Source organism: Klebsiella sp. K47, assembly GCF_051858335.1.
Taxonomy (GTDB): domain Bacteria; phylum Pseudomonadota; class Gammaproteobacteria; order Enterobacterales; family Enterobacteriaceae; genus Klebsiella; species Klebsiella pneumoniae.
On sequence record NZ_JBPYUI010000005.1, the window covers coordinates 57,033 to 69,898 of the forward strand.

General features: G+C 57.8%; 10 protein-coding genes and 1 pseudogene. 3 read left to right on the plus strand and 8 right to left on the minus strand.

Annotated features, from left to right (window positions below; all coding sequences use genetic code 11):
* Positions 1-113: 113 nt before the first annotated feature.
* Both pbpG and RRF55_RS06235 read right to left on the minus strand, forming a co-directional pair.
* Positions 114-1,064 (minus strand): D-alanyl-D-alanine endopeptidase, encoded by a 951-nt coding sequence (gene pbpG, locus RRF55_RS06230; RefSeq protein ID WP_004180615.1) that lies wholly within the window; start codon positions 1,062-1,064, stop codon positions 114-116.
* Positions 1,065-1,252: 188 nt separating this feature from the next.
* Positions 1,253-1,840, minus strand: coding sequence for a Yip1 family protein (locus tag RRF55_RS06235; RefSeq protein ID WP_002912831.1), 588 nt, complete (start codon positions 1,838-1,840; stop codon positions 1,253-1,255).
* A 154-nt stretch (positions 1,841-1,994) separates the two neighbouring features.
* On the opposite strand from RRF55_RS06235, the gene RRF55_RS06240 reads away from it, so the two are divergent.
* Entirely contained in the window at positions 1,995-2,564 is a 570-nt protein-coding gene (locus RRF55_RS06240; RefSeq protein WP_002912833.1) for a DedA family protein, read from the plus strand.
* 33 nt (positions 2,565-2,597) lie between these two features.
* Here RRF55_RS06240 and mdtQ read toward each other — a convergent pair whose 3' ends face one another.
* From mdtQ to dusC, 6 genes and pseudogenes are all read right to left on the minus strand, one after another.
* Positions 2,598-4,037 carry a multidrug resistance outer membrane protein MdtQ gene (mdtQ, locus tag RRF55_RS06245; RefSeq protein WP_004149095.1) on the minus strand — a complete coding sequence of 480 codons (1,440 nt, stop codon included), beginning with the start codon at positions 4,035-4,037 and terminating at the stop codon, positions 2,598-2,600.
* Positions 4,038-4,308: 271 nt separating this feature from the next.
* On the minus strand, positions 4,309-5,703 hold the full coding sequence (locus RRF55_RS06250) for a glycoside hydrolase family 1 protein (protein ID WP_023313436.1): 1,395 nt from the start codon (positions 5,701-5,703) through the stop codon (positions 4,309-4,311).
* A 15-nt stretch (positions 5,704-5,718) separates the two neighbouring features.
* A pseudogene (gene bglF, locus RRF55_RS06255) lies at positions 5,719-7,693 on the minus strand (PTS beta-glucoside transporter subunit IIABC).
* A gap of 30 nt (positions 7,694-7,723) precedes the next feature.
* A complete protein-coding gene (gene bglG / locus RRF55_RS06260) occupies positions 7,724-8,557 on the minus strand; it encodes a transcriptional antiterminator BglG (protein ID WP_002912842.1) in 834 nt (277 codons plus the stop codon).
* Between the two features lie 155 nt (positions 8,558-8,712).
* Positions 8,713-10,077, minus strand: coding sequence for a carbohydrate porin (locus RRF55_RS06265; RefSeq protein ID WP_048332946.1), 1,365 nt, complete (start codon positions 10,075-10,077; stop codon positions 8,713-8,715).
* 356 nt (positions 10,078-10,433) lie between these two features.
* Positions 10,434-11,366 carry a tRNA dihydrouridine(16) synthase DusC gene (gene dusC / locus RRF55_RS06270; protein ID WP_002912862.1) on the minus strand — a complete coding sequence of 311 codons (933 nt, stop codon included), beginning with the start codon at positions 11,364-11,366 and terminating at the stop codon, positions 10,434-10,436.
* 357 nt (positions 11,367-11,723) lie between these two features.
* Here dusC and RRF55_RS06275 point away from each other — a divergent pair, with 357 nt between their 5' ends.
* A complete protein-coding gene (locus RRF55_RS06275; protein WP_004175078.1) occupies positions 11,724-12,122 on the plus strand; it encodes a CidA/LrgA family protein in 399 nt (132 codons plus the stop codon).
* A complete protein-coding gene (locus tag RRF55_RS06280) occupies positions 12,119-12,814 on the plus strand; it encodes a CidB/LrgB family autolysis modulator (protein ID WP_002912867.1) in 696 nt (231 codons plus the stop codon). The genes RRF55_RS06275 and RRF55_RS06280 overlap by 4 nt, the downstream gene beginning before the upstream one ends.
* Positions 12,815-12,866: the final 52 nt, after the last annotated feature.

The window sequence follows — 12,866 nt, forward strand, 5'->3', positions numbered from 1 at the left end:
GCCTGATTGCCCGGCGGCGCTGCGCTTGCCGGGCCTACGAAAGGGGCGAACCCGGCGCCAAATCACGTAGCCCGGATAAGGCGCAATGCGCCGCCATCCGTGAGACATGCAGATTAATCGTTCTGCGCGGTCTGCGCGCCGCCTTTCAGCATCGCCTCCGCCATCTGCGCTTCGCGCTGCTTTTTATAGCTCAGCGCCGAGGCGGGTACCGGCATTACCTTCCCGGTTTCAATCCAGGTCCGCAAGCGGCTGGCGTCAGCGAAGTGGGTATATTTGCCGAAGGCATCCATCACCACCAGCGCCACCGGACGTTGGTTAATCACCGTGCGCATAATCAGGCAGTGGCCGGCAGCGTTGGTGAAGCCGGTTTTGGTCAGCTGAATGTTCCAGTTATCGCGATACACCAGATGGTTGGTGTTGCGGAACGGCAGGCTGTAGGCCGGATGGGCGAAGGTGGCGGTCTCTTCTTTGGTGGTGCTCAGCTGGCCGATCAGCGGATACTGCTCGCTGGCGATCAGCAGTTTGGTCAGATCGCGGGCGGTGGAGACGTTATGCACCGACAGGCCGGTGGGCTCCACGTAGCGGGTATGGGTCATGCCCAGCGCCTGGGCTTTGGCGTTCATCGCGCGAATAAAAGCGTCGTAGCCGCCCGGATAGTGATGCGCCAGGCTGGCGGCCGCGCGGTTCTCGGAAGACATCAGCGCCAGCAGCAGCATATCGCGGCGACTAATCTGGCTGTTGAGGCGCACGCGGGAGTAGATCCCCTTCATTTCCGGCGTATGGCTGATATCCACCGTCAGCATCTCATCCAGCGGCAGATGGGCATCGAGCACCACCATGGCCGTCATCACTTTGGTGATCGACGCCATCGGGCGCACCAGATCCGGCTGGCTGGCATAAATGATTTTTTTCGTGGCCAGATCGACGATCATGGCGCTTCCGGAGGCAATTTCCGGCTGCGAGGCGGTCACCGCCGTCGGGGTTTTTGCTAACGCCTGGGGCGCAAAAGGCACAGCCAGCAGCAAGGTCAGGCTGAGCAAAGAGACTCGAAATTTCGGCATCATGGGCATTCTGAAAAGTATTTTTGCACGTTATGGAACGTACGCCGCGAGGTTAAGTGGGCAACTTCGCTGGCAAACGCCATCATACCGCGCCGTAAGGCCCTGTGCCTAATAAGAATCGTGAAGAAATGCTGCATTGCCGACATAAAATACATATTTGCCGGCAATGCATATTTACCCGTGTCGCCCGATCAGAAGAGTCGGTAGCCATACCCCCAGAGCACCACGGTGATGGCCAGCAGCACTTCCAGCACCAGTACCCCAATAGCTAGCGTCGAGCTGGCAAAGCTTAACCCCTCTTCCCGATTAATGCTCAGGAAGGTCGGAATGCCGAGATACAGCAGATACCCGGTATAGAACAGCGCAATAGTACCGACCAGCGCGCACAGCCAGACCAGCGGATAGAGCGCCACAATCCCGCTCAGAAACAGCGGGGTGGCGACGTAGCCGGCAAACACCATGCAGCGTTTCAGGGAAGGCTGCTGCGGATACTGCCTCGCCATCCACCAGATGACCCGCCCCATGATCGCCACCCCGGCGAGCATCACGGCGTAAAACAGCACCGCCAGCGCCAGTCCGGTCAGCATCGACAGTTTAATCACGGTGCCATCGCCGAAATTCCAGCCCAGCTGCGTGGTGCCGATAAAGGCGCAGATTACCGGAACCGCCGCCATCAGCAGCACATGATGCGTATAGTGATGAGAAATGGTTTCATTCTCGCTCTTAATCACGCTCATTTCCCGGTTGGGATGAGCGAAGAGCCCCCAGACATGGTTCATAGCGTCCCCCTTGTCACGGCTTCGTACTGCACTGATCCAAGTATAATTCACCCTGTAGATTATTTTATGTACAGCACAGAAAATTCTGCGTCGCCGCGTTTTGGTCAGCAGGGTGTATGATTAAGAGGTGATGAGGTAAGGAGAAAAGCTTTTTATGGATATCAATCACCTGATTTCCCAGTATGGCTACGCGGCGCTGATCGTCGGCAGCATGGCGGAAGGTGAGACAATTACCCTGCTGGGCGGCGTCGCGGCGCATCAGGGGCTACTGAAATTTCCCCTGGTGGTGATCGCCGTCGCCCTCGGCGGGATGATTGGCGATCAGCTGCTCTATCTGGTCGGTCGCCGCTTCGGGGGACGCATCCTGCGCCGTTTCGCCAGTCAGAAAGCGCGGATCCGTAAAGCGCAGCGTATGATCCAGCACCGGCCGTGGCTGTTTGTCATCGGCACCCGCTTTATGTATGGCTTCCGGGTAATCGGCCCCCTGCTGATCGGCGCCAGCCGCCTGCCGCCGCGCATTTTCCTGCCGCTGAATATTGTCGGAGCGCTGGTGTGGGCCCTGCTGTTTACCACCATTGGCTATCTCGGCGGCGAGGTGGTTGGCCCGTGGCTGCACCATCTGGATGCCCATCTGAAGCACTGGATCTGGCTGATCCTCGCGGTGGTGGTGGTGGTGGCCGCCCACTGGTGGCTCAGGCGGCGCGAGAGTAAGAAGAAAGACTAAGCGGCGCGCCCGCGGGCGCACCGTGGTTGGCGGTTACTTCACCGTCTGGTGGTAGCCGCCGCCGAGGGCCGAGGTCAGTTGAATGCTAGCGTCAATCCACTGGCCGTGCAGGCGCAATGCGGTGATCCGCTCCTGCAGCGCCGGGAGCTTCGCCATACTGACTCTGGAGCCAGGTAAGATCCCCGCCGCCATTCGGGCCTGCGCCAGATCTACTACCCGTTGAGCGTCTTTTTCAACCTGCTGCTGCTGCTGGCTTTTGGCCATTAATGTTTCGACCTGGCTGGCGGTTTTCGCCACCTGGTTAACGGCATCCACCACCGCTTTGTTGTACTGGGCGATCGACAGGCTATTCTGCGCGCTGGCGATATCCAGGTTGGCGTTAAGGCGGCCGCTGTCAAAGATCGGCAGCGTCAACCCGGCAGTAACGCCCATCTGCTGCGCCGAATGGCGGAAAAGATCGCTTAAGTGCAGGGCATCCTGCTGCAGGAACGCCATCAGATTGATGTCCGGATAAAATGCCGCTTTCGCCGCGTCCACTTCGCTCAGGGACGCCTCAATATACCAGTGGGCGACCTGCAGATCCGGGCGGCGCGCCAGCAGCTCATAGCCGAGGGTATCTGGCAGCTGCGCGCTGACCGTTGGCAGGCTGGCGGGTTTGAGGTTTAGCGACTGGCTCTGGCTGTTGGTCAGGGCCATCAGCCGCGCTTCAATCTCTTTCATCGTGCCCGTCACGTCCGCCAGCTGCTGGTCGGTTTTGCTGACGTTAATATCGTTCTCCGCCCCTTCGGCGGAGTTAGTGATCCCGCGCTGATACAGGGCCTTGTCGACCGTCACGATATTATTTTGCTCGTTTTTCACCTGCTGCAGCACCGCTTTGATCGCCGCTTCCGTCTGCCACTGCCAGTACAGACGCGCCACGCTGCCGGAGAGCAGCTCACGGGTCTGGGCCTGTTCAGCAACCTGGGCTTTCAGCTCGCCGATACGCGCTTTCACCAGCGCACGGTTTTTTCCCCACAGATCGAGATCCCAACCGGCGGTCAGGCCAAAGGTACCGTTGGTGTACCACGGGCCGGTATTGCCGTCGGTGTCGGTAGCAAACGGTCCCATCAGGCCTTCGGCCGACATGCGCTGGCGTTCAATATCGGCGGAGAAATCCATCTCCGGGCCAAGATTCGCCTGCGACATTCGCGCCTGCGCTTCGGCAAGCCTGATGCGCTGTTCGGCAATCTGCATATCCGGCGCGTTGGCCAACGCTCGCTGAATCAGATTATTAAGCTGTGGGTCATGGTAATCTTTCCACCAGTCAGTCTGCGGCCAGCCATTTTTCACGGCGGCAGGGAGATCCATGGAAACATGGGAGGCTGGAATTTGCTGCTGCGGCGGATTAGCAACCTCATGAGATGGCGCGCAGCCAGCCAGCGCGATGGCCAGGGGCAATGCCGCCAGCACGCTTTTATTTAATATCAATTTCATTGGACAGGTCAGATAACTTAATCAGGTTGGTTATCATAAGTTAATTGAATTAAACGCGTTTAGTAAAGCATGTGACTAAATTATTAGTTTGCTAAAAATAAACAACCTTATCAATTCAGGGGGTGAATATGAGCAGACATCTTTTAACGAGCCGCACCTCTTTACCACCCTACCCGCTCTGGATGAAGAGAAAGAACGTCCGATGACCTTTTTACTGCGCGCGCGTAAACCGGGCTAACCCCCCGCCCGGCGATGGCCGGGCGGGCATTCTTTAGGCTTTCAGGCTGGCGCCGCGGCTGGCAATCACCTCTTTATACCAGCCAAAGCTCTTCTTCTTACTGCGCGCCAGGGTGCCGGTACCGTCATCATGGCGGTCGACATAGATAAAGCCGTAGCGCTTCGACAGCTCCGCCTTTGAGGCGCTCACCAGGTCAATCGGTCCCCAGCTGGTAAAGCCCATCAGCTCAACGCCATCGTCAATGGCTTCCCGCGCCTGCACCAGGTGGTCGTTCAGGTAACTGATGCGGTAGTCATCGTTAATGCTGCCGTCGGCTTCCACCTTATCTTTGGCGCCCAGACCGTTTTCCACGATAAACAGCGGCTTCTGGTAGCGATCCCACAGCACGTTCAGCAGCGTGCGCAGGCCCAGCGGGTCTATCTGCCAGCCCCACTCCGAGCTCGCCAGGTGCGGGTTCGGCACCATGCTGAGAATATTGCCGCGCGCCTGCTGGTTCAGCGCCTCGTCGGCGGTGACGCAGCCGGTCATGTAGTAGCTGAAGGAGATAAAGTCGACGGTGGTTTTTAGCGCTTCACGATCGGCGTCGGTGATGGTGAGCGCGATGCCGTTGTCACGGAAATAGCGCTGCATATAGCCCGGGTACGCGCCGCGCGCCTGTACGTCGCCGAAGAACTGCCAGCTGCGGTTCTCCTGCAGCGTCTCGAACACATCCTCCGGTTTGCAGCTCAGGGGATACATCAGCCCGCCGAGCAGCATATTGCCGATTTTGCCCTCAGGCACCAGCTCATGACAGGCTTTGACCGCCAGCGCGCTGGCCACCAGCTGGTGGTGAATCGCCTGATACACCTCGCCTTTGCTGCTGCCGGCCGGCAGGCCGACGCCGGTCATCGGGGCATGCAGCGACATATTGATTTCGTTAAAGGTCAGCCACAGTTTGACCTTATTTTTATAGCGGCTGAACACCGTCCGGGCGTAGCGCTCAAAGAAGCCAATCACCTCCCGGCTGCCCCAGCCGCCGTAGTTTTTTACCAGCGCCCATGGCATTTCATAATGCGACAGCGTCACCAGCGGGGTGATGCTGTGCTTCGCCATCTCGTCGAACAGCTTGTCGTAGAACGCGAGGCCGGCTTCGTTCGGCTCGGCGTCGTCGCCGTTGGGGTAGATGCGGGTCCAGGCGATAGAGACTCGCAGGCAGTTAAAACCCATCTCGGCAAACAGGGCGATATCTTCCGGATAGCGATGGTAAAAATCGATCGCCACATCTTTTATGCCGCTGTCGCCGGGTACGCGCTCGACCACTTCGCCGAAAACGCCGTGCGGCTGCACATCGGAGGTGGATAAGCCTTTGCCATCTTCCAGATAAGCACCTTCCACCTGATTGGCCGCGGTCGCGCCGCCCCATAAAAAATCCGTCGGGAATGTTTTCATCTTTTTCTCCTGTGATTAATGGCTGACTGACAACAACGGCTGACCGGCTTCGACGGTGCTGGACGCCACCGTATCAATCTCCCGGTAGTCGTCGCTGTTGCTGATAATGATCGGGGTCGCCAGGTCGTAGCCGGCGTCCAGAATCGCCTGGCGATCAAACTCAATCAGCAGATCGCCGGCCTGTACCCTGTCGCCCTCTTTCACATGCGCGGTAAAGGGCACGCCGTCGAGTTTGACCGTGTCGATGCCGACGTGGATCAGCAGCTCAATGCCGCTGTCGCTTTGCAGGCCGATGGCGTGTTTAGTCTGAAACAGGGAGGCCACTTCGCCCGGGAACGGGGCAATCACTTGGCCCACCGCCGGGATAATGGCGACCCCTTTACCCAGCAGGCCGCTGGCGAAGGTGCTATCCGGCACCTGCTCGAGGGCGATAACGCTGCCGCTCATCGGCGCCAGAATATCGTTTGCCGAGGCCGGGGCTACCGTCACGGCGCCTGGTGCAGCGCTGGCGCGCGGCAGGCCGGCGAAGAAGGTCAGCACGCAGGCGAGCACGAAAGCCACGCCGGTGCCGATAAGCCCGCCCCAGACGCTGGCGTCAATCCCGCCGGGCGGGATCATTTGCGCCGGGAAAAAGATGTTTGGCAGGCCAAACGAGTAGGCATAACTGTTGCTAAAGGCAGTGATCGCCCCGCCAATCGCCCCGGCGACACAGCCAAAGATAAACGGACGGCGCAGCGGCAGAGTCAGGCCATAGATAGCCGGCTCGGTGATGCCGAACAGCCCGGCGGAGAAGGCGGAACCGGCCAGCACCCGCTGGCGCGCATCGCGGGTGGCGAGGAAAATACCGAGCACGGCGCCCACCTGGGCAATCACCGCCGGGAGGATAATAGGCAGCATGGAGTCGTGACCAAGCACCGTCATGTTGTTGATCATCAACGGCACCAGCCCCCAGTGCAGGCCGAAAATAACGCACACCTGCCACATGGCGCCCAGTACCGCGCCCGCCAGCCATGGGGCAAACGCATAAATTAACTGGTAGCCGTTGGCCAGCAGATGGCTCAGCCAGGTGGCGACCGGGCCAATCACCAGGAAGGTGAGCGGGACCACCACCGCCAGGCAGATGGCCGGGCTGAAGAAGTTTTTCATCGATGACGGCAACAGCGCATTGCTCTTGCGCTCCAGCCAGCAGGAGACCCATGAGGCGAGAATAATCGGGATCACTGACGAGCTGTAGTTGATAAAGGTCACCGGAATGCCGAGAAAGTGCTCCACCGCCGCGCCCGGCGCCTGGCTGGCCTCAAAGGCCTGAATCATCAGCGGGTGGGTTAACGCCCCGCCAATCACCATCGAGATAAACGGGTTGCCGCCAAACTTCTTCCCGGCGGTATAGCCAAGAAACAGCGGGAAGAAAAAGAACAGCGCGTCGCTGGCGGCAAACCAGATTTTATAAGTCCCCTGCTCCGGCGTAAGCCAGTCGCAGGTCACCGCCAGCGCCAGCAGGCCTTTCAGCAGACCGGTTGCCGCCATCACGCCGATAAACGGTGTAAAGATGCCGGAGATGATGTCGATAAGCTGGCTTAACACCGATCCTTTGGCCGCTTTTTCCTCGGCAACCGGTTCGTTGTCATCGCTTAACCCCGCCTCCTGGCGCACCGCCAGCCAGACGTCGTGAACGTGGTTGCCAATCACCACCTGAAACTGGCCGCCGCTCTCCACCACCATAATCACGCCCGGATTGGCCTTCAGCCCTTCGGCATCGGCTTTGCCGTTATCCTTCAGTTTAAAACGCAGACGTGTCGCACAGTGAACCAGACTCACAATGTTCTCTTTGCCGCCGACGCGGTTGAGAATATCCTGCGCGAGTGCTTTATATTCCATGCTCTTTTCCTTACTGCCGCTGCCCGCAGACAACCGGCGACTGAGTAGTAAAAAATAAAAAAACCCGAGAACCACGCCGGTGGGCGTCGCGCTCAGGTTTTGCCTGCATCATGCAGTAACAATCCAGTTTTGTTGGGGAGAATTAACGCCCCTCTTTTCTTACCCGTTCGATATGAATGGCAAGAAACATAATTTCTTCGGTGGTCAGCGACCGCTGATACTGCTTTTGCAGATGCGTCGCCACCGTTTCCGCACACTTCCACGCTTTGGCGTAGTTATCTTTCACCGCGCTGTGCAGCGAGACGTCGTCATCTTCCACCACCGTGCGCGTCAGCATCCGCTGGGCGAAAAACTTCAGGTGGGTGACGAAACGCTGATAGCTCAGCGACTCTTCATCGTAGTTAAGCTGCAGCTGATACTTCACCAGCTGCAGGATCTCCTGCATCACCCGGGTCACGTGCATGACCTCCGGCATTTCGCTGTTGAGCTGCGCCGTCACCAGATGCAGGGCGATAAATCCGGCTTCATCCTCCGCCAGCTCCACGCCGAGCCTTTTAGCAATGATGGCCCTTGCCTCCTGGCCCAGCGCGAACTCCTTCGGATACAGCCGCTTAATCTCCCACAGCAGCACGTTACGCAGTGCGATGCCCTTTTTCTGCCGCTCGATAGCAAAATGACAGTGATCCGTTAACGTGATGTACAAACTTTCCTGTAACTTGCCCAGCCGTCCGCGTGCCAGGTCGATAATGCGATCGCAGGTGGTCATCACTTCTAACGGTATTTGACTGAGCAGCTCGCCTAAGCGGCCGACCAGCTCATCGCTTTGTAAGGCGAAAACTTTTTCAATTTTACTGTCGTCCAGCACGTCGCCCGGGCGTTTCTGAAAGGCCAGCCCTCGCCCCATCACCACCTGTTCGCGCCGGTGCTCGTCGAGAACCACCACCACATTGTTATTGAGTACTTTGGCGATTTGCATATAGACCCCAGAAACAAAAAAACCTGACCCCCGACGAAACGCCAGGTGATCAGGTTTTGCCTGCCGCAGCAGTTGCAATCCAACACCCGCACTGTAACAACTTCTGCTGCGCGCTCAACCTGACAAGTGAAAAAACGTGATTAAGATCGCGACTATCAGAAGGTCACGACGGTTTTCCACTCCACTACCCACGCGTCCTGGGTCTGCGCGACGCCGCCCGGACGGTGCCAGTACTGCAGGCCCGGCTGCAGCTCCAGCCAGGAGACCGGGCGGAAGCGATAATAGAGCTCACCGTTCAGCGAATGACCGGCCACCGGCTGGTAAGCCGGATCGTTATAGTCGGTGGCGCCGCTTATCTGATTCATATAGCGCTGATTACGTGCGTAGTGGCTGCTCATGTCGATCCACGTCAGGCCGAAGCCAATCCAGTCCTCCGGGCGGGCGTCAAACAGACCGCGGTAGCGCATTGAGGCGGCGACGGCGGAGTGGATATAGTTGCTGCGCTGGTCGCTGAGGCTGCCGCTCAGTGAGACGCTCATTCCCCGCAGCGGGTCGTCGGCGTGGCGGGTGATCTGCTGGTTCAGGCCGGCGTACATAAACCAGGTGCTGTCGTGCTCGGCGTAACCTTGCGGATCGGTCGCCCCGGCGCCGCCGGATTTACCGCTGTAGAGGTCGCTCTGCGGCGCGTTAGTCCAGACAACGCCAAGGTTATAGGCTCCCGGCAGGCCATTAATCAGCGGACGGGTTTCGATCTCCATCGGCAGTAAGATGCCTTTGCTACCCTTCGTCGACCAGCTCCACGCGTGGCTGCGCGCGGTAGCCTGCGGGTTTTGCTCCATCACCCCGCCTTTCAGGGTGACTGTCGGCGTCAGCTTGTACTCCAGGGTGGTGCCCCAGGTGTGAATGTTCCAGTTATTCCAGGTCAGCGAGTTGGCCGATTTCCCACCGCACTGGGTCAGCAGCTGAAAATCGCAGGGAATGATCTGGTCGAAGGTTTGCACCTTGTTCATCATGCCGATGCGCCAGGTCAGGCGGCGGTCGTCAAAGCTGCGGGCAAAGGTGAGCCAGCCAAGGCGGGTAATCGACCCGCCGCCCCAGCTCTCCTGCGATAGATCGTTGAAACTCACCCGCGGATCCTGCAGCCGTTTCGTGGTGAGATTATCATCGTGGTTGCGGTTGACGATGTTGCCTTCGAGACGCGCATCCGGTATGCCGGTCCAGCGCTCCAGATCCTGGGTAAAGGTCAGCGCCACCTGGTCAATATAGGCCAGGTGTTTATCATGGTCATTACCGCCGCCGGCGTTGTAGGCCATCTCGTTAAGATAGCCGAGATTATAATGAAAGCCGTTTTCTTCAAGGATCGGACGAATGCCTAGCATATCGCCCAGCAGCCCTTGCTGCCCGGCTTCAAACCCCAGCGCGCTGCCGTTCCACGCCGGGATGTCCGCGGCGCTCACGGCAGGCGCCATGGCCGCCAGCATAGCGCCGATCAAAAGCTGATTTATTTTTTTGTTATGCATTGTGATATCCACCGTGACTGAATAAAAACAATGGGGATCCCCAGGCTATTTATTTACCCGTTTTCTTTTTTTAAAAATGAATGGCAAAAAGCGTCCGTCGGTAATAAAACCGCGACAATGCCAGAGAAATCGTTATTCACATCTCATTGTTTTACATCATCATTTTATCCACCCTGAATTTTTACCAAAAAAAAACCTAAGCACTTTGCGCCACGAATGACGAAAGTGCTTAGGTTTTGCCTGAGTTCAGTAGCAATCCTGAATTGATTGACCGCACATTATCACTTTATTCAACCCATGCCTATCATCAACAGGCATGCAAGTAATAATATGTGAAGCGAATAACAGTATGGCGGTTAATAGCGGCCGATCGCCGCCGCTATTTCAGCAGACGTTTGCAGGGCGCGAATTTCATTAAACAGGGTCAGCGCCTCGGTATATTCCTTGCGTAAATAGCCTAACCACTGCTTAATTCTTGCCACATGATACAGGCCGGTATCACCCTGCTTTTCCAGGCGGGTATATTTTTGCAACAGCTGGACCACCTGCGGCCACGGCATGCGCGGTTCGTTGTATTTGATCACCCGGCTGAGGTTCGGCACATTGAGCGCCCCGCGGCCAATCATCACCGAATCGCAGCCGGTGACAGCCATACAATCCTGGGCGCTTTGCCAGTCCCAGATTTCACCGTTGGCGACCACCGGGATAGTCAGGCGCTGGCGGATCTCGCCGATCGCCTGCCAGTTGATGCGTTCGGCTTTGTAGCCATCTTCTTTGGTACGGCCGTGAACCACCAGTTCGCTGGCCCCCGCCTGCTGCACCGCGTCGGCGATTTCAAAGCGCCGTTCACCGCTGTCCCAGCCAAGACGAACTTTCACCGTCACCGGCAGATGCTCGGGAACCGCCTCTCGCATGGCTTTCGCGCCGCGATAGATCAGCTCTGGATCTTTCAGCAGCGTTGCCCCGCCGCCGCTGCCGTTTACCAGCTTCGACGGACAGCCGCAGTTTAAATCCACCCCCCATGAACCCAGCGCCACCGCGCGGGCGGCATTTTCCGCCAGCCACTCGGGATATTGTCCCAGCAGCTGGACGCGTACGCGGGTGCCGGACGGCGTGCGGCTCTGGTGATGCAGTTCCGGGCATAGCCTGTAGAACGATTTTACCGGCAGCAGTTGATCCACCACGCGCAGAAATTCGGTGATGCAGAGATCGTAATCGTTAACCTCGGTCAGCAGCTCACGCACCAGCGAATCGAGCACGCCTTCCATCGGCGCCAGTAGAACACGCATATCGTTACCCGGAAAAAAAAGAGGCGCTATGGTAGCGCCTCCGGGCGCTGGTTGAAAGCGCTCAATGCGTCGGACCAGACGCACGCCGTTCCCCGCACGCTCGATGCGGCAAAGCGGCGAGATAATCTCTATGCTTTACAGAGGTCTGTGGCGTCCCATTCGCCTTTATTTGCCGCGCCTCATCCAGCAAGGTAGCGTGGGGAGCGATCCCGCCTGAGCCGCAAGGTGTCGGGCCCTGACGGGTAAGACTATGGTTCCCGTAAGCTATCAGCGCTATGCATAGAATTCATGATGTGATCGGTAGCACATTTTAGGGATTAATTGTATGATGAATGCACTTCATCAAGGGTTATTACCATGAGTAAATCGCTGACTATTATCTGGCAGTACCTGCGGGCTTTCGTCCTGATTTACGCCTGCCTGTACGGCGGAATTTTTATCGCCGGGCTGCTGCCTATCACTATCCCCGGCAGCATCATCGGCATGCTGATCCTCTTCGTGCTGCTGGCGCTGCAAATTATGCCGCCGCAATGGGTCAACCCCGGCTGCAATATCCTGATCCGCTATATGGCGCTGCTGTTCGTGCCGATCGGCGTTGGGGTGATGCAGTACTGGGATCTACTGCGCGCCCAGCTGGGGCCTGTCGTTATCTCCTGCGCCATCAGTACGCTGGTGGTGTTTGTAGTGGTGAGCTGGAGCTCCCATTTGGTGCATGGCGAACGTAAAGTGATTGGCCAAAAAGGAAAAGAAGAATGATGCATGAAATCTGGTGGTCGCTACCGCTAACCCTGATCGTCTTTTTTCTCGCCCGCAAACTGGCGGCCCGCTTTAAGTTCCCGCTGCTCAACCCGCTGCTGGTGGCGATGGTGGTGATTATTCCATTTCTTCTGCTGACCGGGATCTCCTATGAGCGTTATTTTGCCGGCAGCAAAGTCCTGAACGATCTGCTGCAGCCGGCGGTAGTGGCCCTTGCGTTCCCGCTGTATGAACAGCTGCACCAGATCCGCGCCCGCTGGAAATCTATCATTACCATCTGCTTTATCGGCAGCTGCGTGGCGATGATCACCGGCACCACCGTCGCTCTGCTGATGGGCGCCACGCCGCAAATCGCCGCCTCTATTCTGCCTAAGTCAGTCACTACGCCGATTGCTATGGCGGTTAGCGGCAGCATCGGCGGCATTCCGGCCATCAGCGCCGTGTGCGTAATTTTTGTCGGCATCCTCGGCGCGGTATTTGGGCATACGTTGCTTAACCTGATGCGCATTCGCACCAAAGCGTCGCGCGGCCTGTCAATGGGCACCGCCTCGCACGCCCTCGGCACCGCCCGCTGCGCCGAGCTGGACTATCAGGAAGGCGCGTTTAGCTCACTGGCGCTGGTGCTATGCGGGATCATCACCTCGTTGATGGCGCCGTTCTTATTTCCGCTGATCCTCGCAGTGGTAGGTTAATCGTGATTTAAATCACATTTTTTAATGCAACAAATCGGAGTTGCATAAAGAA

What these genes read in the sequence shown, in the direction of transcription:
- pbpG (WP_004180615.1), bottom strand. Translation starts at nt 1,064, where the DNA reads ATGATGCCGAAATTTCGAGTCTCTTTGCTCAGCCTGACCTTGCTGCTG.
- RRF55_RS06275 (WP_004175078.1), top strand. Translation starts at nt 11,724, where the DNA reads ATGAGTAAATCGCTGACTATTATCTGGCAGTACCTGCGGGCTTTCGTC.
- dusC (WP_002912862.1), bottom strand. Translation starts at nt 11,366, where the DNA reads ATGCGTGTTCTACTGGCGCCGATGGAAGGCGTGCTCGATTCGCTGGTG.
- RRF55_RS06250 (WP_023313436.1), bottom strand. Translation starts at nt 5,703, where the DNA reads ATGAAAACATTCCCGACGGATTTTTTATGGGGCGGCGCGACCGCGGCC.
- RRF55_RS06240 (WP_002912833.1), top strand. Translation starts at nt 1,995, where the DNA reads ATGGATATCAATCACCTGATTTCCCAGTATGGCTACGCGGCGCTGATC.
- RRF55_RS06265 (WP_048332946.1), bottom strand. Translation starts at nt 10,077, where the DNA reads ATGCATAACAAAAAAATAAATCAGCTTTTGATCGGCGCTATGCTGGCG.
- RRF55_RS06280 (WP_002912867.1), top strand. Translation starts at nt 12,119, where the DNA reads ATGATGCATGAAATCTGGTGGTCGCTACCGCTAACCCTGATCGTCTTT.
- mdtQ (WP_004149095.1), bottom strand. Translation starts at nt 4,037, where the DNA reads ATGAAATTGATATTAAATAAAAGCGTGCTGGCGGCATTGCCCCTGGCC.
- bglG (WP_002912842.1), bottom strand. Translation starts at nt 8,557, where the DNA reads ATGCAAATCGCCAAAGTACTCAATAACAATGTGGTGGTGGTTCTCGAC.
- RRF55_RS06235 (WP_002912831.1), bottom strand. Translation starts at nt 1,840, where the DNA reads ATGAACCATGTCTGGGGGCTCTTCGCTCATCCCAACCGGGAAATGAGC.